13 protein-coding genes and 1 pseudogene are annotated in these 17,816 nt (G+C 57.9%); 5 read left to right on the top strand and 9 right to left on the bottom strand.

Annotation, left to right across the window (positions count from 1 at the left end):
- Nucleotides 1-343 precede the first annotated feature (343 nt).
- From ACP7AP_RS10910 to glpD, 7 genes are all read right to left on the bottom strand, one after another.
- Entirely contained in the window at nucleotides 344-2,065 is a 1,722-nt protein-coding gene (locus ACP7AP_RS10910; RefSeq protein WP_426034228.1) for an ABC transporter substrate-binding protein, read from the bottom strand.
- A 68-nt stretch (nucleotides 2,066-2,133) separates the two neighbouring features.
- Nucleotides 2,134-2,535, bottom strand: a complete 402-nt coding sequence (locus ACP7AP_RS10915) for a DUF2160 domain-containing protein (protein WP_426034229.1) — start codon at nucleotides 2,533-2,535, stop codon at nucleotides 2,134-2,136.
- A 1-nt stretch (nucleotide 2,536) separates the two neighbouring features.
- Nucleotides 2,537-3,340: a carbohydrate ABC transporter permease gene (locus tag ACP7AP_RS10920; RefSeq protein WP_426034230.1), complete on the bottom strand. Its 804-nt coding sequence runs from the start codon at nucleotides 3,338-3,340 to the stop codon at nucleotides 2,537-2,539.
- Nucleotides 3,340-4,212 carry a carbohydrate ABC transporter permease gene (locus tag ACP7AP_RS10925; RefSeq protein ID WP_426034231.1) on the bottom strand — a complete coding sequence of 291 codons (873 nt, stop codon included), beginning with the start codon at nucleotides 4,210-4,212 and terminating at the stop codon, nucleotides 3,340-3,342. Before ACP7AP_RS10925 ends, ACP7AP_RS10920 begins: the two co-directional genes overlap by 1 nt.
- Nucleotides 4,212-5,288 (bottom strand): ABC transporter ATP-binding protein, encoded by a 1,077-nt coding sequence (locus tag ACP7AP_RS10930; protein WP_426034232.1) that lies wholly within the window; start codon nucleotides 5,286-5,288, stop codon nucleotides 4,212-4,214. The genes ACP7AP_RS10925 and ACP7AP_RS10930 overlap by 1 nt, the downstream gene beginning before the upstream one ends.
- Nucleotides 5,288-6,364 (bottom strand): ABC transporter ATP-binding protein, encoded by a 1,077-nt coding sequence (locus ACP7AP_RS10935; protein WP_426034233.1) that lies wholly within the window; start codon nucleotides 6,362-6,364, stop codon nucleotides 5,288-5,290. Before ACP7AP_RS10935 ends, ACP7AP_RS10930 begins: the two co-directional genes overlap by 1 nt.
- Nucleotides 6,365-6,373: 9 nt before the next feature.
- Nucleotides 6,374-7,963, bottom strand: a complete 1,590-nt coding sequence (gene glpD / locus ACP7AP_RS10940; RefSeq protein ID WP_426034245.1) for a glycerol-3-phosphate dehydrogenase — start codon at nucleotides 7,961-7,963, stop codon at nucleotides 6,374-6,376.
- Between the two features lie 287 nt (nucleotides 7,964-8,250).
- Here glpD and ACP7AP_RS10945 point away from each other — a divergent pair, with 287 nt between their 5' ends.
- The 4 genes from ACP7AP_RS10945 to ACP7AP_RS10960 all read left to right on the top strand — a co-directional run bounded on the left by ACP7AP_RS10945 (nucleotide 8,251) and on the right by ACP7AP_RS10960 (nucleotide 15,261).
- The gene (locus tag ACP7AP_RS10945) at nucleotides 8,251-9,009 is read left to right on the top strand and encodes a DeoR/GlpR family DNA-binding transcription regulator (RefSeq protein ID WP_426034234.1); all 759 of its coding nucleotides are present in this window, start codon (nucleotides 8,251-8,253) and stop codon (nucleotides 9,007-9,009) included.
- 306 nt (nucleotides 9,010-9,315) lie between these two features.
- Nucleotides 9,316-12,213 carry an ATP-binding protein gene (locus ACP7AP_RS10950; RefSeq protein WP_426034235.1) on the top strand — a complete coding sequence of 966 codons (2,898 nt, stop codon included), beginning with the start codon at nucleotides 9,316-9,318 and terminating at the stop codon, nucleotides 12,211-12,213.
- A gap of 154 nt (nucleotides 12,214-12,367) precedes the next feature.
- Nucleotides 12,368-12,784 (top strand): response regulator, encoded by a 417-nt coding sequence (locus tag ACP7AP_RS10955; protein ID WP_426034236.1) that lies wholly within the window; start codon nucleotides 12,368-12,370, stop codon nucleotides 12,782-12,784.
- A gap of 71 nt (nucleotides 12,785-12,855) precedes the next feature.
- Nucleotides 12,856-15,261, top strand: coding sequence for an ATP-binding protein (locus ACP7AP_RS10960; RefSeq protein WP_426034237.1), 2,406 nt, complete (start codon nucleotides 12,856-12,858; stop codon nucleotides 15,259-15,261).
- 19 nt (nucleotides 15,262-15,280) lie between these two features.
- On the opposite strand, the gene ACP7AP_RS10965 is transcribed toward ACP7AP_RS10960, so the two are convergent.
- Nucleotides 15,281-15,655, bottom strand: coding sequence for a hypothetical protein (locus tag ACP7AP_RS10965; protein ID WP_426034238.1), 375 nt, complete (start codon nucleotides 15,653-15,655; stop codon nucleotides 15,281-15,283).
- Nucleotides 15,652-16,611: a response regulator gene (locus ACP7AP_RS10970; protein WP_426034239.1), complete on the bottom strand. Its 960-nt coding sequence runs from the start codon at nucleotides 16,609-16,611 to the stop codon at nucleotides 15,652-15,654. Before ACP7AP_RS10970 ends, ACP7AP_RS10965 begins: the two co-directional genes overlap by 4 nt.
- Before the next feature lie 889 nt (nucleotides 16,612-17,500).
- Here ACP7AP_RS10970 and ACP7AP_RS10975 point away from each other — a divergent pair.
- A pseudogene (locus ACP7AP_RS10975) lies at nucleotides 17,501-17,638 on the top strand (5-carboxymethyl-2-hydroxymuconate isomerase); the annotation flags it as partial.
- Nucleotides 17,639-17,816 lie beyond the last annotated feature (178 nt).

Genomic DNA, 17,816 nt, shown 5'->3' on the forward strand with positions numbered 1-17,816 from the left:
CAGGCGGGCACTTGAGGAAACGCTGTTTCTGACGGTAAATCCAATGCGCGGTATTGGGCCCGAGGCTTGAACCGAAAAGAAACACTGCGGGGCAGAGTTTTCCGGTTCATTGCTTGTAAGGCTGAAAGCCGTCAAGCAAGGGGCAGTATGCCACAAACCGTCACTTGGGTAATCGGGGCGCGCCTGACTGGGCTGGCGCGGAAACGCGCCTGCCGAGGGCAGGCAGGCGCGCCCCGATTTGTCTGCGGCCAAATCGAGCAAGAAGCCCGACGCGACCGCGTGAAACCAACCCATAAGAAAAGGGCGAGGCTTGCACCTCGCCCCCCTTTGTCATCGTGTCAGCTTACTTCTGCCAAGATTTGATCAGCTCGTCATAGGCGATGGTCTCGCCCTGCGGCTTTTCATTCTCCAGTTTGGCAACGGGCGAGCCCGGTGCATCAAGCCAGACTTGCGGGTCTTGCTCGTCGTTCAGCTTCGGGCCGATGTCGCCCTGAACGCCGCTTTTCTCGATCCGGCCCAGCACTTTTTCTTGCTCGGCGCACAAAGCATCCAGCGCTTCTTGCGGGGTTTTCTCACCCGACATTGCGTCGCCGATGTTCTGCCACCACAGCTGCGCCATCTTCGGATAATCCGGGATGTTGGTGCCAGTTGGCGACCATGCGACGCGGGCTGGCGAGCGGTAGAATTCGATCAGACCACCCAGCATGGGGGCGCGATCGGTGAAGTGCTGGCTGTCGATGGTGGATTGACGGATGAAGGTAAGACCCACATCAGACTTCTTCATATCGACAGTTTTCGAGGTGACGAACTGGGCATAAAGCCAAGCCGCCTGCGCGTGATCGACCGGGGTGGACTTCATCAATGTCCACGAGCCCACGTCCTGGTAGCCAACCTTGGTGCCTTCCGACCAGTAAGCACCATGTGGGCTTGGGGCCATGCGCCATTTCGGCGTGCCATCTTCGTTGACCACTGGCAGACCGGGTTTCACCATATCGGCGGTGAACGCAGTATACCAGAACGCTTGCTGGGCAATCTCACCCTGTGCAGGCACCGGGCCAGCTTCGCCGAACACCATACCAGCCGCCGAAGGAGGCGCGTATTTGTTCAGCCATTCGATGGATTTGGTGATCGCATAGACCGCCGCTGCGTCGTTGGTGGCACCGCCACGCGCCACGCAAGAGCCGACTGGACGCGACTTTTCATCAACCCGGACCCCCCATTCATCGACGGGAAGGCCGTTCGGCTCGCCCTTGTCGCCCATGCCAGCCATCGACATCCACGCGTCGGTGTAGCGCCAGCCCAAGCTTGGGTCTTTCTTGCCGTAATCCATGTTGCCATAGACTTTGGTTGGTCCGCCCATATAGGACATATCGCGCCCGGTGAAGAATTCCGCGATATCTTCATAGGCCGACCAGTTGATCGGAACGCCCAGATCATAGCCATATTTGGCTTTGAAATCGTCTTTGGTTTTCTGATCGTTGAACCAGTCGTAGCGGAACCAGTAGAGGTTGGCGAACTGCTGGTCGGGCAGTTGATACAGCTTGCCATCCGGTGCGGTGGTGAACTTGGTGCCGATAAAGTCGGCCAGATCAAGGCCGGGGTTGGTCACGTCTTTGCCTTCGCCTGCCATCCAGTCGGTCAGGTTGCGGGCTTGCTGATAGCGCCAGTGGGTGCCGATCAGATCCGAGTCGTTGATATAGGCGTCATAGATGTTTTCGCCCGACTGCATTTGGGTTTGCAGTTTCTCGACAACGTCACCTTCGCCGATCAGATCATGGGTGACTTTGATGCCGGTGATGGCCTCAAACGCCGGGGCCAGCACTTTGGCCTCATATTCATGCGTCGTCAGGGTTTCGGAAGCGACCTTGATTTCCATGCCGGCATAGGGCTTGGCGGCGGTTTCAAACCACTGCATTTCGGCTTCCTGATCGGCGCGCGACAGCACCGACAGATCACCGATTTCTTTATCAAGGAAAGCCTTTGCCGCCTCCATGTCGGCAAAAGCCGGCATACCGTAGGCCATCAGCGCAAGCGCAATGGCGGTTGATGTGGTGCGCAGTCTCATTCGATTCCTCCCAGAATGTTGAGTTTTCGTTGTTACCCGGCGGTGGCCGCCGAGGTGGTGTGCTGCCCTTACACCCAGCGGAAGACCGCATAGGCATACAGCAGGCAGAGGATCAGCGCCCAAGTCAGCGGTGCGCCGAAGAAGAACAGCCAAGCCAAGTTGATAAAGGCCGAGCCGAGTAAGGTGATGAACAGCCGGTCGCCGCGCGTCGTCTCAATGGTGAGGACGCCGTGCCGGGGTGTTTCGGGGTAGCGGATCGCCAGCAGGGTGAAGGTGATCAGCAAAGCGGCGATGATGTAGAAGAACAACGCAACCGGGAAAGTCCAGGCCATCCAGCCGCCTTTGATCATCGGGTCAAACCATTGGAAACCTTCATCTGTGCGCGGTGTGGCCCAGATCAGGAAGGCCAGCAGGACAGCCATCGCGGCTGCGATTGTGATGAAGATGGAGTTCCAGCGTGAGGCGGTCATATCAAACCCTCCCGAGGGCAAAGCCCTTGGCGATGTAATTGCGCACGAAGTAGATCACGAGGGCTCCGGGGATGATGGTGAGGACCCCTGCGGCGGCAAGCACACCCCAATCCATGCCACTGGCCGAAACGGTGCGGGTCATGGTGGCGGCGATGGATTTGGCGTTGACCGCCGTTAGGGTGCGCGACAAAAGCAGTTCGACCCATGAGAACATGAAGCAGAAGAACGCGGCCACGCCAATGCCCGATGCGACCAGCGGCATGAAGATGCGGATGAAGAAGCGTGGGAAGGAATAGCCGTCGATATACGCGGTTTCGTCGATTTCTTTCGGGACGCCACGCATGAAGCCCTCCAAGATCCACACCGCAAGGGGGACGTTGAACAGGCAGTGTGCAAGGGCAACGGCGATATGGGTGTCGAACAGGCCGATGGAGCTATAGAGTTGGAAGAACGGCAGCGCGAACACGGCGGGCGGTGACATCCGGTTGGTGAGCAGCCAGAAGAACAGATGTTTGTCGCCCATGAAGCTATAGCGGCTGAACGCGTAGGCGGCGGGCAATGCGACGGTGATCGAGATCATCGTGTTCATCACCACATAGATCATCGAATTGACGTAGCCCATATACCACGACGGGTCGGTCAGGATCGTGATATAATTGGCGAAGGTGAATGTTTGCGGGAAGATCGAGAAGGTTGAGGTGATCTCGGTATTGGTCTTCAGACTCATGTTGATCAGCCAGTAGATCGGGATCAGCAGGAACAGCAGGTAGAGGGTCATGGTGATCAGCGAGGCGCGGTTTTTCATCACTTGGTCTCCTGCGCATCGAGGGTGGTCATCACGGTGTAGAACACCCAGCTGACAAGAAGGATCACGAGGAAATACATGATCGAGAAGGCGGCGGCTGGGCCGAGATCGAATTGTCCGACGGCCATTTTCACAAGGTCAATCGACAGGAAGGTGGTCGAATTTCCGGGGCCGCCGCCAGTCAGCACGAAAGGCTCGGTGTAGATCATGAAGCTGTCCATGAAGCGCAGGAGGACGGCGATCAGCAGCACGCCGGACATTTTCGGCAGCTCGATATAGCGGAAGACGCTCCAGCGGCTGGCTTGGTCGATCTTGGCGGCTTGGTAATAAGCTTGCGGGATGCTCTGCAGGCCCGCGTAGCACAGCAATGCCACGAGGGAAGTCCAGTGCCAGACATCCATCACGATGATGGTGATCCACGCGTCCAAAGCGTCGTTGGTATAGTTATAGTCGATGCCAATCGCGGCAAGGCTGTGGCCGAGAAGGCCAATGTCGACGCGGCAGAAGATTTGCCAGATGGTGCCGACGACGTTGAACGGGATCAGCAGCGGCAGCGCCATCAACACAAGGCAGAAGCTGGCCCAGAAGCCCTTCTTCGGCATGTTGAGGGCGACGAAGATGCCGAGCGGCACTTCGATGGCGAGGATGATCGCCGAGAACAGGACTTGGCGTCCTAAAGCGGCGTGCATCCGGTCGGAGGAGATCATTTCTTCAAACCAGCCGAGGCCGTTCCAGAAGAAGTCATTCTGCCCGAAGGTGTCGTTCACCGAATAGTTCACCACGGTCATCAGCGGGATCACAGCGGAGAAGGCCACTACGATCAGCACCGGCAGCACAAGGAACCAAGCTTTGTTATTCTGGGTCTTTTCCATCAGACAGCCCCTCCTTGCACGCGCCAGTCGTCGGCGTAGACGTTGATGCGCGAAGGCGCGAAGCGGACGCGGGTTTGGTCGGCGGCAATCTCAGCACCCTCGGCGGCGATCACGTTCACCACTTGGCCTGCGACTTCGCCACGAATGATGCGGTGGCGGCCTACGTCTTCGACGCGGCGGATGGTGATCGGCAGGCCGTCGGTCGCGGACAACTCACAATATTCCGGGCGGATACCGATTTGGGTGCGACCGGTTTGCGGGGCGTAACGCGCGCCCAAAGTCAGATCAACGCCTTGCAGATGCGCGGTGTTGCCCGAGACGGAAGCATCGAGCAGGTTCATGCCGGGTGATCCGATGAAATAACCGACGAATGTGTGCGCGGGGGCTTCAAACAGATCCTCGGGTGTGCCCATTTGCACGACGCGGCCATCATACATCACCACAACTTTGTCAGCGAAGGTCAAAGCCTCGGTCTGATCATGGGTGACATAGATCATGGTGTGGCCGAATTCGCGGTGGAGTTGCTTCAACTGGGTGCGCAATTCCCACTTCATATGCGGGTCGATCACCGTCAGCGGCTCGTCAAACAGGATGGCGTTGACATCTTCGCGCACCATGCCGCGACCAAGGCTGATCTTTTGCTTGGCATCGGCGGTGAGGCCGCGGGCCTTGCGGTCCAGCGTTGCCTCCATACCGATGGTCTGGGCAATCGCCGCGACGCGGGCCTTGATGTAGGCGGGGTCCATACCACGATTGCGCAACGGAAAGGCAAGGTTTTCGCGCACGGTCATGGTGTCGTAGACCACCGGAAACTGGAACACTTGCGCGATGTTGCGCTCGGCGGTTTCCGCATCGGTCACATCGCGGTCGCCGAACAGCACGCGGCCTTGGCTGGGGCGCAACAGGCCAGAGATGATGTTCAGAAGCGTGGTTTTGCCGCAGCCGGACGAGCCGAGCAGGGCATATGCGCCGCCGTCTTGCCAGACGTGATCCATCTGCTTCAACGCATAGTCGGCGTCGCTGGAGGGAGTGGCGCTGTAGCTGTGCGCGAGGTTTTTCAGGGTAATTTGCGCCATTATGCAGCCACCGCGTAAGCGGCGGTTGAGGCCAAAAGCCCGTCGCCGTCAAAGACATAGATATGGGCGGAGTCAAGCCAGAGGCTGACCTTATCGCCCGCGTTCAGGGATTGGACGCCATGCACTAGTGCTACCCAACGGTCTTGGCCGTGCTGCAGATGCAGGAAGGTTTCTGATCCGGTGATCTCGGATGCCGTGGTGGTGCAGGGCAGTTCGATGGCGTTGGCAGAGGGCTTGTGCAGATGCAGGTGGTTGGCGCGGAAGCCTGCGGTGTAGCTGCCATCCGGCAGGGTGTTGAAGGCCTGCGCTTGGGTGTCGCCAAAGTGCAAAGCATTGCCCTGCTTGGTGAAATTCAGGAAATTCATCGGCGGATCGCTGAACACCCGCGCCGTGGTGGCGTCGACCGGGTTGCGGTAGACCTGCGGTGTGGGGCCAAACTGAGTGACGCGGCCTTGCCACAGCGTTGCGGTGTTGCCGCCCAGCAGCAGTGCTTCTTCCGGTTCGGTGGTGGCATAGACGAAAATCGCGCCGGATTTCTCGAAGATGCGCGGGATTTCGGCGCGCAGTTCCTCACGCAGTTTATAGTCGAGGTTGGCGAGGGGTTCATCCAGGAGCACAAGACCCGCCTCTTTCACCAAAGCGCGGGCAAGTGCGCAGCGTTGCTGTTGGCCGCCGGACAGTTCCAACGGTTTGCGTTGCAGCATCGCAGTGATCTTCAGCATCTCGGCGACATCCCGCACGGCGCGGTCAATCTCGGCGCTGGATTTGCCGATCAGGCGCAGCGGCGAGGCGATGTTGTCGTAAACTGACATGCCGGGGTAGTTGATGAACTGCTGGTAAACCATCGCCACCTTGCGATCCTGCACGCGCATGCCGGTGACGTCGCGGCCCTGCCAGAAAATCTTGCCTGTGGTCGGTTGATCAAGCCCCGCCATCAGCCGCATCAGGCTGGTTTTGCCCGACAAGGTTGGCCCCAGCAGCACATTCATCGTGCCGTTTTCCAGCGTCAGGGTGGTGGGTTGGATATAGCTTTGCCCCTTCACCACGCGCGAGACGGATTGCAGTTCAATCGACATGTCTGGTCCTCATTCCGCCGCCGGGCTGATCGCCCGTTGGGTATTGATAGCAGCCATGAAGGCCGAAAGTTGAGTGATTTGTTCAGCGTTCAGCCGAAGGCCGAGTTTGGTGCGACGCCAGATGATATCGGCAGCCTCACGCGCGAATTCATGGGTGATCAGCCAGCGCACTTCGGCTTCGGTCAGGGTTGCACCAAAGTCTTGGCCAAGATCGGCGGCTTGGGTGGCCTGGCCGAGCAAGGTTTTGGCCTCGGAGCCATAGGCGCGGATCAGGCGGGCGGCCCAAGCGGGGGTCAGGAACGGGTAGGATTGCGCAAGGCTTTGGGTGAGTTTCGCCACATCGGTATGCGGGAAATCGCCACCGGGCAGAGGGGCGCGGGCGGTCCATGCGGGTTTGGCTTGCGGGAAGAACGGGATCAGCTTGGCAAGGGCGCTTTCGGCGAGGCGGCGGTGGGTGGTGATCTTGCCGCCGAACACATTCAGCAGAGGCGCGCCGTTCTGGTCCAGCGACAGCACATAGTCGCGGGTGGCGGCGGTGGCGGAAGTGGCGCCGTCATTATACAAGGGACGCACGCCGGAATAGGTCCAGACCACATCATCAACAGTGACGGGTTTGGCGAAGTATTGGCTGGCGAAATTCAGCAGATAATCGCGTTCTTCGTCGGTGCAGATGGCATTGCCGGGGGCGGATTGGTGATCTTTGTCGGTGGTGCCGATCAGGGTGAAATCCTGCTCATACGGAATCGCGAAGATGATGCGGCCATCGCTGCCTTGGAAGAAATAGCAGCGGTCGTGGTCGTAGAGTTTGCGGGTGACGATATGGCTGCCGCGCACCAGACGCACGCCTTCGGTCGAATTGATGCGGGCGATGTTGCGGATGATATCCTCGACCCATGGGCCGCCAGCGTTGACGAGGGCGCGGGCGATATGGGTGGTTTGGCCTTCGGCGTTTTCGGTGGTGATTTGCCACAAATCGCCAGCCCGCGTCGCGCTGACAACGCGGGTGCGGGTGTGGATTTGCGCGCCGCGCTGGGCGGCATCGCGGGCGTTCAGCGATACCAGTTTCGCATCTTCAATCCAGCAGTCGGAGTATTCATAGGCGTGGGCGAAGCGCTTTTGTAGCGGAGCGCCTGCGGGATCGGTGGTCAGGTTCAGCGTGCGGGTGGCGGGCAGGATTTTGCGGCCGCCCAGCGTGTCATACATGAACAGGCCAAGCCGGATCAGCCATGCGGGGCGACGGCCCTTCATCCACGGCATCAGCCGGGCCATCAGCTTGCCGGTGGGGGTCTCGCCTTCGAACCGCATGTCGGGGTGGTAGGGCAAAACGAAGCGCATCGGCCAAGAGATGTGCGGCATCGCGACCAGCAGGGTTTCACGTTCCTCAAGCGCTTCGCGGACCAAACGGAACTCAAAATATTCCAGATAGCGCAGCCCGCCGTGGAACAATTTGGTGCTGGCCGACGAGGTTGCCTGCGCCAGATCGCCCTGCTCGGCCAATGTCACCGACAAGCCGCGACCGACCGCATCGCGGGCAATGCCGCAGCCATTAATGCCGCCGCCGATGATGAAAAGATCGACCGTTTCCGGCCGTTGCTGCATGGTCAAGCTAAGTCTCCTCCCTAGCAAGACTAAAGCTGAAGCAATCGCGCTGGGCGGTCAACTATTATTTTCGTTTTTGTGCGAATTGGCAAAAAGCGAACATTTGACCCGTGATGATTGCGCTACCTCCGTTGATTATTCAGCATTTTTCTGAAATTCGCACAAATTCGCGCTGCACTGCGGCGTAAAACATCACTGCGGTGCGGCGTGTTTTCGGCCTTGATCGGCAGCGCCACTTGTCCGAAGGATGCCACTTACCCTGCGTAAATGCGCGAAAGGAAAACCGCTTGGCCCTGAGCTTTCGACAGAGCGAGATTGTCGAAATCGCCCGCGCCGATGGCCGGGTGGTGGTCGAAGATTTGGCACAGCGTTTTGATGTGACCTTGCAGACCATTCGACGTGATTTGACGGAACTGGCCGACTCGGGGCTGTTGGACCGGGTGCATGGCGGGGCTGTGCCGCGCACGGGGGTCACCAATCTGGGCTATGATGAGCGGCGGTATATGAATGAGGCCGCCAAGGCCACGATCGCCAAAGCTTGTGCTGCGGCAATCCCGAATAATTGCTCGATCATCATCAACCTTGGCACCACCACCGAAGCGGTGGCGCGCGAGCTGCTACAGCACAGCAACATCACCGTGATCACCAACAACATGAACGTCGCCAATATTCTGGTGGCCAATCCAAGCTGCGATATCATGGTGGCGGGCGGCGCGTTCCGGCGTTCGGACGGCGGGCTGGTGGGCGAGCTGACCACGCAGTTTTTCGAGCAATTCAAGGTGGATTACGCGATCATCGGCAGTTCGGCCTTGGACGGCGATGGCGATCTGTTGGATTTTGATCTGGCGGAAGTCCGGGTGTCAAAAACCATCATCCGGCAAGCGCGGCGGGTGTTTCTGGTTTGCGATCATTCCAAGCTGGGCCGCTCTGCCCCGGCGCGGTTGGCCTCGTTGAGCGAGATCAGCGAAGTCTTCACCGATCAGCCTTTTCCCGAGGATTTGGCACAGCGGTGCAGCGACTGGGGCACCAAGATCAACTGCAACTAGCTGGTCGGGCGGTTGATACCAGAGCCTGAATCAGTTGATTGGCAGTCAGAAGCGGCAGGCAGGCCACGCTTTGGTGACGCCATAGGCGGATTTTTGCAACACAGTCTCAATCTGCTGAGCAAATTGCTGGGGAAGGGCGTTCACACCTATAACTGCAACGCGGAAACCGCTAGCAAAGGACAACCTATTGGGGAAGTTTAGTTGCAGAACATTGTCCCTTTGGTTGCAGTACTTGGCAATCTTCTACAATTTAGCAGGTGTGGTGATACCTCGGCTGTCGATTCCGCACTGGAGCAGCTTTGTCCTTTGATCCATGTCGCTGGTGCGGCTGTGTATCTGCGCGGCGGTGATGAGATGTGCCATCTGACCTATCGCGCGATGCCGAGCCAAATGCACCGATTGCCGCAGGATCTGCCCAACGTGCTGGTTGCGCACTGGCTGGGCGGTGGCGTGGATGCTCGGGCGATGCAGAATTCCAGTGCGGGGTTTGTGGAGCGCAGCGCCGGTACAGACCGCGGCCCGGAAGATTTCATGTTTTTGCCGATGATGGAGCGCGGGCAATGCGTTGGGGCTATAGGCTATGCTGCTTTGGGTGCGGACTATTCTGACACTGCGGCCTCGACGCAGATGTTGCGGGCGCTGACGGATATCTTGCAGGCCATGCTGGTGCAGGATGTTGCTGTTGCCAAGCCGGGTGCCGCTGATCTGGCGGGCACGCAGGATCAACTGGATGCCTTGCAGGGCTATGGCTTGATCGGTGCGGTGGTCAGCAGGCTGAAGGATCAGGAATCGAAGATGGCAGCGCTCGCATCTGCGGCTGAGGCCGCCCATATGCGGCTGATCAACGCCATTCATGCGCTGCCTGATGGCGTGGTGATCTTTGATGCACAGGATCGGCTTGTTGCGGTCAATGCGGCCTATCATCAAAGCTTTCCCGAGCTTGTCGATTATGCCGTGGTTGGCGTGACCTTGCGCGAGTTGTTGCGGATTGGTTTGGAGAAGCTGGCTTTTCTGGGCGAAACGACCGAGGCGCAAAGGGAGGCATGGTTGCAAGCGCGGCTGCTGCAATACCAAAAACCGCGCTGGGATGATGAGGTGCAACTGCCGGACGGTCGTTGGATACACCGTGTCAGCACCCGCACTGCGGATGGTGGCGTCATTGCGATGGGCTTTGACATCACCGCCAAGCGTAATCAGATCGCCGCCTTGGATGCTGCCAACAGGGATCTGACACAAGTGCTTGCCGACAGGGATCGGGCTAAGCTGAGTTTGAGCGGTATCATCGACGGCGCGGCGGTGGGCACTTGGGAGTTGGTGGTTGACACCAACAAAATTCATGTCGGCGGGCGCTGGGGGGAAATTCTTGGGTTAGAGACTTGCAAGTTGAGCGCTTTGAGCGTGCCAGACTTTATTGACATGCTGCACCCAGACGATCAGCAAAAGCTTTTGCTGGTTAACGATTTCAATCGGGACCCGAACGCTCAGCTTGTCAGCACCGAGTTTCGCATGCGCCACGTTGACGGCCATTGGGTTTGGATTCTGTCGCGCTGCCGGGTGTCAGAGCGTACACCCGATGGGGTGCCGTCGCGGATTTCCGGCGTGCATCTGGACATCAGTGAGCAAAAGCAACTTGAGCAGGATGTTTTTGCCAGCCGGGCGTTTCTTTTGGACGTGATGGATGCCAGCAGTTCGGCGATTGTCGTGCTGGATGGGGCTCATAGGATTTCCTATGTGAATCAAGAAGCAGAACGTATTCTGGGACTGATCTGCAAGGTTGAACCCGGCGAAGATTTCGATATTGCCGCGCTGAAGCTAGAGCACGTTGATGGTACAGCCTTGGCGGAAGATGACTCGCCATTCAAACTCGCGCTGCGGGCGGCTGAGCCGGTGCGCAATATCCAATGCGCGTTTTTGCGACCCGATGGCGCGCGCGGTATTCTGTCGTTTAATGCAGCGCTTTTGGACATGGGCGACCAGCGCTTTGGGGTCGTGTCTTTCTCGGATATCACAGAGAGTCTGGCGGCAACCCAGCGTTTGCAAGATGCGCTGATGCGGGCCGAAGACATGAGCCGGGCGAAATCGACCTTTCTTGCCAATATGAGCCATGAGATTCGCACCCCGCTGAACGGGGTGCTGGGCATGGCCGAGGTACTGGCTGACATTGTCGTGGAACCATTGCAGCGTCAGATGGTTGATACCATTCGCAAGTCGGGTGAAACCTTGCTGACCGTGTTGAATGGAATCCTTGATATGTCGAAGATTGAGGCTGGCAAGATGGTGGTCGAGTCGGTTCCCTTCGTCCCCTTGGAGATGATCCGGCAAGCGGAATCGATCTATGCGATTGCCGCCGAAGAAAAGGGCGTGGCGTTTGAGGTGCTTGCGACCGCAGGGTGCGACAAGCCGCGTTTGAGCGATGCGCATCGCGTCATGCAGGTGCTGAACAATCTGCTGAACAACGCGTTCAAGTTCACCGAGACCGGCAAGGTTACGCTGAAATTCTCGTGTCGGACCGGCAAGCCAGTTCAGATCGAGGTCTCGGACACTGGGATCGGCATGGACGCGTCTCAGGTGTCGCGGGTGTTTGAAAGTTTCGAGCAGGCAGATGGCAGTATGACGCGCAGGTTCGGGGGTACGGGGCTGGGGCTGTCGATTGTCCGCGAACTTGTGACCTTGATGGGCGGGACGATATCGGCGGAAAGCGTGCCGGGGCTTGGCTCGATGTTTCGAATCTCGTTACCGCTGCCCGAGGCGGAAACTGCGCCCGCAACACAGCTAAAGCCGAAAGAAGGCACCTTGCGCGAAGATGCGCTGGCAGGTGTGCGTCTTCTGTGCGCGGATGACAACGCAACCAATCGGCTCGTGTTGTCCGAGATGCTGGTCAGAACGGGTGCGGTGGTGACGCAGGTTGAAAATGGCCGCGAGGCGGTCGAGGTTTGGCGCACGGCGCTGGATCGGGGTGAACCTTTTGCCTTGCTGCTGCTGGATATCACCATGCCGGTGCTGGACGGGATGAGTGCGCTGGCAGAAATCCGCGCCATCGAAGCGTCCTGCGGCTTACACCCGGTTGCAGCCGTTGCTGTGACGGCGCATGCGATGCCGACCCAGATTGCCGATTACCTGATCGGCGGATTTGACAGTCATCTGGCCAAACCGTTCCGGCGCGCTGATCTATTGCACGCGCTGCACAGCCTGCTGCAACTATGACGCCAACTCCTGCAACCTGTAGTTGCCAAGTGGCTGTGAGTCCTGGCAAATAAGCCAATTCACCGTGATTTGGCCATTTTTCTGGCAAGAAATCATGCGAACCGGATATAAGAGGGACACGGTTTGTTTGCTCCAAGTGACGGGTTTATTCCAAATGACAGAAGCTGCATCGCAGACGAAATTCCAAGTCCTGCTGGCCGAGGATGATGTTGTCAATCAAAGCATCGTTCAGGCGTTCCTCTTTGGGGTGAACGTCGAGTTGACGATTGCGTCGGATGGGCGGGAAGCTTTGGAAGCGGCGTTGACCCAACGATTCGATCTGATGATCGTGGATCAGAACATGCCCTTCATCACTGGTGACCGGGTGATCCGTCATTTGCGGGCAGGGCGGTCGATAAATGCCGCCACGCCGGTGATCCGGTTTACCGCCGACGCGAATTTTCAACCGTTTGATCTGAGCACCGTCGCCTCGTCGCTTGAGGTCACCTTGCCGAAACCGCTGAGCAGGCACGCCCTGCTTTCGACGGTTGGCGCGTTGTTGGGTGGCGCGGTGTCTCAGGGCAGCGTTTAGGCCAACATTTGCTTGACAGTGACAGGCCATCGTGAGGACCTGTTCTGAAAGAGTGAATGAAAAGGCTGAATGTGAGCACAGCAGATAACGCAGCAACGGGCACTTCAGGCGCTGGTTTTGGTGACACCGCTGCCGACGAAAGTGCGGCAAGCCAACTGCTTCAAATTGAGGCGCTTCGTATCCTTGAGCAGGGGGTGGTGATCTACGACGCTGATGACAGACATGTCTATTGCAACCAAACTTTCCGCGACTTCTATCCGTTGAGCGCGCCTGCATTTCTGCCGGGTCGTCCATTTCAGGATATTCTGCGCTATTCTATTGCGCAGGGCCAGATTGTTGAGGCCGAGGGCCGGGAAGATGCATGGATTGCCGAGCGGATTGCCAATCGTCGCACCGCCGGGCGAACCTCAGAGCGAACCCTGCTGGATGGGCGTGTTTTGCGTATTGTCGAGCATCCTTTGCCAAATGGCGCACTGATGGAGGTTCATACCGACATCAGCAAGCAATTCCTTGCAGAACAAAAGTACAGCAATCTGATCAACGGCGCCGAGATTTGTTCGTGGGAATGGAATGTCATCACCAGCGAACACCACGTCAACGAATATTGGGCGGCGGTGCTGGGGTATCAGTTGGAAGAACTACGCCCGGTGACGTTTGAGACCTGGCGGGAACGGGTGCATCCTGATGATTTAGAGGGCGCTGAAGCGCTGTTCAACAATCTGTTCCTCGACCCGAATTATCTCTACAAGGCCGAGTATCGGCTGCGCCACAAGGCGGGTCACTGGATCTGGGTGCTTGATACGGGCCGTACGCTTCATCGTGCTGCAAACGGCTCTCCGGCGCTGATTATCGGCGCGCATGTCGATATCAGTGCGCAACGGGCGCGGGAAACCGCGCTGACCGAGGTGAAAGCGGAACTTGAGCGCTCGATTTCCGAACGCACCAAGGTCGAACAGCGTTTGATCGACATTTCGGCGGTCTCGGATGGCTGGCTGTGGGAGATGGATAGCAACCGGCGCTTCGTCTTCGTGTTGGATGGCGCGTATTTCGATGATGGCGGCGTGCCAAAGGAGGGCTTGCTGGGCAAAACGCAGGAGGAGTGGCTGCAAGCCTACCCGGATATGTTGCCGGGTATCGACTGGACTATCATGCTGGCGGCGTTGAACTTAAATCAGCCGTTTCAGGATTTTGTCTATCGTGCGCCAAAATCGACCGATGGTACTGTGCGTTGGCGCCGGATGAGTGGCGCGCCAGTGTTTGACGAGGCGGGCGCGTTCGCAGGCTTTCGCGGTGTCGGTTCTGATGTGACGCAGCTTTATGTGGCCAAGGCCCATGCCGAGGAAGCCAATCGGACCAAATCGAAGTTCTTGGCCAATATGAGCCATGAAATCCGCACCCCGTTGAACGGGGTTCTGGGCATGGCCGAGCTTTTGGAATCATCGCTGGACCAGCCCGACCAAAAGCGCATGATCGGCACGATCCGGCGCTCGGGCGAGGCATTGCTGAACATTCTCAATGATATTCTGGACATGTCCAAGATCGAAGCTGGCAAGATAGAGTTTGAGGCGCTTGCGTTCAGTCCGCTTGATCTGGCCAAACGGATTGAAGATCAGTACGAATTGCGAACCGATGAAAAGGGCTTGGATTTTGAAGTTCTGATCGGGTCCGGCGCGGAGTTGTTGCGCGTGGGCGATCCGCACCGGGTGCAGCAGGTGCTGCACAATCTGGTGAGCAATGCGATCAAATTCACCGATCGCGGTGAGGTGACGGTCAAGATCAGTGGGCGCGATACGATGCCACTGGTGATTGAGGTGCGCGATTCCGGGATCGGAATGACACCGGAGCAAGTGTCGCGCCTGCATGATGAATTCAGCCAAGCCGATAGCTCGGTCACCCGGCGCTTTGGCGGTACGGGTTTGGGCATGGCGATCACCCAGTCATTGGTTGATCGCATGGGTGGCGCGATCACGGTCGATTCTGCCCGCGGGCGTGGCACGACGATCAGTGTTTCACTGCCACTGCCGCTGAGCACTGTTGCGATCGACCGGGTTGCAAAAGCACCGATGGAATCTATTGGCCTTGCGGGGCTGCGTTTGCTGGCGGCTGACGACAACCAAACGAATTGCGCCGTGCTGGAAATGATGCTGTCCCGGCTTGGTGCAGAGGTGGTCACCGTCAACGATGGCGCACAAGCTGTGCAGGCTTGGGAAGCCGGGCGCTTTGACGCCATCTTGTTGGATATTGCGATGCCGGTGATGGATGGACCGACGGCGTTGCGGAAAATCCGCGAGCTTGAAGCGCAGCACGGCCTCTCGCCGATCCCGATCATTGCCGTGACCGCCAATGTGATGGCGCATCAGATCGCGGACTATATCGCTTGGGGATTTGACAGCTGCATCGGCAAGCCGATCAGCTCGGTTGATCTGTCGCTGGCTGTCAGCGCTTTGGTTGGATCGGCGGCAAAACCCAAGCCATAGGATAGGCTTGGGTTGCGATTTAGTCGTCGAGCAGGGATTCCACTTCCACCAGAAGCGCTTCTAGCATCGGATCGACGATCAGCCGAAAATATTCAAGATCGGCACATTTTGACAGATTTTCCGTGATGGCACGATCCAAGACACCCGCGAGCTGTCCGGTTCTGAAAAACCCCAGCGTCGCCCCCACGCCAGAGATCTTGTGGGCAATATCGGCGATCTTCGCCATCTCATCCTGTGGATTTTCGCCATGCTGAACAAGCTTGCGATAGGCTTCAAGGGCCATGATGCGTTCAACAATCAAGCCGCGAAACATCGCGCGGGCGGGCTCTAACACCGCCGTCATGTCATTGGCTCCACTGCCCGCCGCTGCGCCAAAATGCTGCAATCCGGTCATGCGGCGCTCCACCATGATTTGAGTTTTCCGTCTTGGCGTGACTGGGCAAGGTTCACCGCGTGGTCAAGGATGCTTGTGGGATTGAACAGGCCAAAGAACGAGGTGCGCGCCAGATCTCCGACTTTGATCTGCGGCAAGGGAAGACGATCTGCCGCATAAAAGCTGGCGAAATCTTCGATGCCCGACTGTATCATCGCCTCTAATTCAGTCCATTCGGTCGAGGGATTGTGCGACAAGACAGCAACGAAATTACCGGCCCCTGCGTAGGCGATCATCATCTGTTCGGACTTCACCGCATCACTGATGGCCGAGGCGACATCGCCCAGCATGTTCACAAAACCCAAGGGCGAGGATTTTTTGTAGAACAAATGCGCGTTCTTCACCGAAATCCCAAAGGCTGCGGTTGAATACATCCGCTTGTTTCCCAGCATCAGCAGGTAGTTTTCAAGCGCAAGGTATTCGACGCCACGCTCAAATCCGGGGATCGGGAACGGGGTGTCAAAATCCACGTCGATGGCGATGATGTCATTGCGCTGGTCAAACTTCTTTTCGAGCGAAGCCGTGATGCTGCGTTCTTTCAACAAACGATCTGCCATGCCGATGCGGGCTTTCAGGTCGATCGGGTCAAGCGGCTTGGTGATGTAATCGGTCGCCCCGGCAGCAAACGCATCATCAATGAAGCGTTTTCCGGTCATTGCCGTGATCATGACGATGGGCGTGCGCCGATAGGCGGGCAAGTTGCGCACATGATTGCACAGTTGCACCCCGCTCATGCCTGGCATCTGGATATCCAGCAGAAGGCAGTCAAACGCCTCCTCGGCTTCAGCCAGTTTTAACAAGGCTTCATCGCCCGAGCGCGCGATGGTCACATCGGTTTTGCCCTGAGCGTGAAGCATCGGAAGCAAGACCCCCAGAAAGACCGGATCATCGTCTACCGCAAGGATCTTCATTATCATGCCTCTCGCCTGATGCGCCTTCTGATTGCATAGTATTTGCATGGCACTTTTCTAAATCTTATTGAAAAGTCTAAGGTCAGATTTTGTCAAATATCGGGCAAATCGTTAACCGTACTGGTTTTGTTGCGAAATAATATCGCCGTTTGGTTGTGTTGTCCACCGTGCGGGATGGGCAGATGGGCGGTGCGCCAGCCAGCGGAACCTAGCAGAAGCGAAGCGCTGGGCCGTGCGATAGGCGTTGTGTTTCGGCGCTGGCCCGCTGATTGCGACAGCGATCCAACCCGCCGCAGTCATGGTTCTTGCGGTAGCAAGTCACAGCAGTAAGCCACCGATTTGATAGCTGATTCCGTATATAGCGGTTCCCAAAAGCCGACCCGCCACATGCGCTGTGTAGCAAAAAGCCAACCTCCATCGACGCTCTGCCGGAACATCCGAAGGCGAGGGTCGCGTAGGAATGTACAGTGGAATTCACGGCAAAGACGAGGCCGAACAGCAACAACCCCGGCGCGAGCATAAGCGTGAACCAGAGCGTGGGGGTGTGGGAAAGGGGTGTTAGCAGCGCGGCCCAGCGTATCGCTTTGGCGATGACAGCCGATTCCAACTCGCCTTTGACTTTTAATACCTGCATCAGGAAGGCTCGGACCGCACCTTAAGCGACGGTCCAGAGCGCTATCAAGCCTCAATGGCATTGAAGATCGCGTCCGTGATGTCAAGGCGGTTGCGCCCGGCTTCGATGACACGCTGGCTAACCCGTGCCGATACTTGATCCAGCCGCAGGGTGGGCTTGACATCTCTTGGGCTACTGCTTAACGTGTTAATAATAATGAGGGAGCTTGATGTGCCGCATCTGACTATCGAGTATTCCGCCAATCTCGACGGTAAGGTCGATATGGCTGGGCTCTGCCGAGCGCTTCATGCTGCGATTTTGGCGAGTGGTTTGTTTGAATTGGGCGCGATCCGGGTCCGGGCTTTGCGCTGCGCGGATTATGTGGTGGCGGATTTGTTGACGGAAAACGCCTTCGCCGATCTGCGGCTGCGGATTGGGGCGGGGCGCAACGCGGCGGACAAGGCGCTGGCGGGCGAGATGGCAGTCTCAACCGGTCGTCGCAACACTTTCAGTTTCTTTGGCTTTCAGGAATTTGTCCAGCGCCTCTGCGGGGGTTTTCCAGCCGAGGGTTTTGCGTGGACGTCCGTTCAATGTTGCG

Source organism: Cypionkella sp. TWP1-2-1b2, from assembly GCF_049896245.1.
Lineage (GTDB): Bacteria > Pseudomonadota > Alphaproteobacteria > Rhodobacterales > Rhodobacteraceae > Cypionkella.

Coding starts and splice junctions, on each gene's coding strand:
- ACP7AP_RS10910 (WP_426034228.1), bottom strand. CDS start 2,065: ATGAGACTGCGCACCACATCAACCGCCATTGCGCTTGCGCTGATGGCC.
- ACP7AP_RS10915 (WP_426034229.1), bottom strand. CDS start 2,535: ATGACCGCCTCACGCTGGAACTCCATCTTCATCACAATCGCAGCCGCG.
- ACP7AP_RS10920 (WP_426034230.1), bottom strand. CDS start 3,340: ATGAAAAACCGCGCCTCGCTGATCACCATGACCCTCTACCTGCTGTTC.
- ACP7AP_RS10925 (WP_426034231.1), bottom strand. CDS start 4,212: ATGGAAAAGACCCAGAATAACAAAGCTTGGTTCCTTGTGCTGCCGGTG.
- ACP7AP_RS10930 (WP_426034232.1), bottom strand. CDS start 5,288: ATGGCGCAAATTACCCTGAAAAACCTCGCGCACAGCTACAGCGCCACT.
- ACP7AP_RS10935 (WP_426034233.1), bottom strand. CDS start 6,364: ATGTCGATTGAACTGCAATCCGTCTCGCGCGTGGTGAAGGGGCAAAGC.
- glpD (WP_426034245.1), bottom strand. CDS start 7,963: ATGCAGCAACGGCCGGAAACGGTCGATCTTTTCATCATCGGCGGCGGC.
- ACP7AP_RS10955 (WP_426034236.1), top strand. CDS start 12,368: ATGACAGAAGCTGCATCGCAGACGAAATTCCAAGTCCTGCTGGCCGAG.
- ACP7AP_RS10965 (WP_426034238.1), bottom strand. CDS start 15,655: ATGACCGGATTGCAGCATTTTGGCGCAGCGGCGGGCAGTGGAGCCAAT.
- ACP7AP_RS10970 (WP_426034239.1), bottom strand. CDS start 16,611: ATGATAATGAAGATCCTTGCGGTAGACGATGATCCGGTCTTTCTGGGG.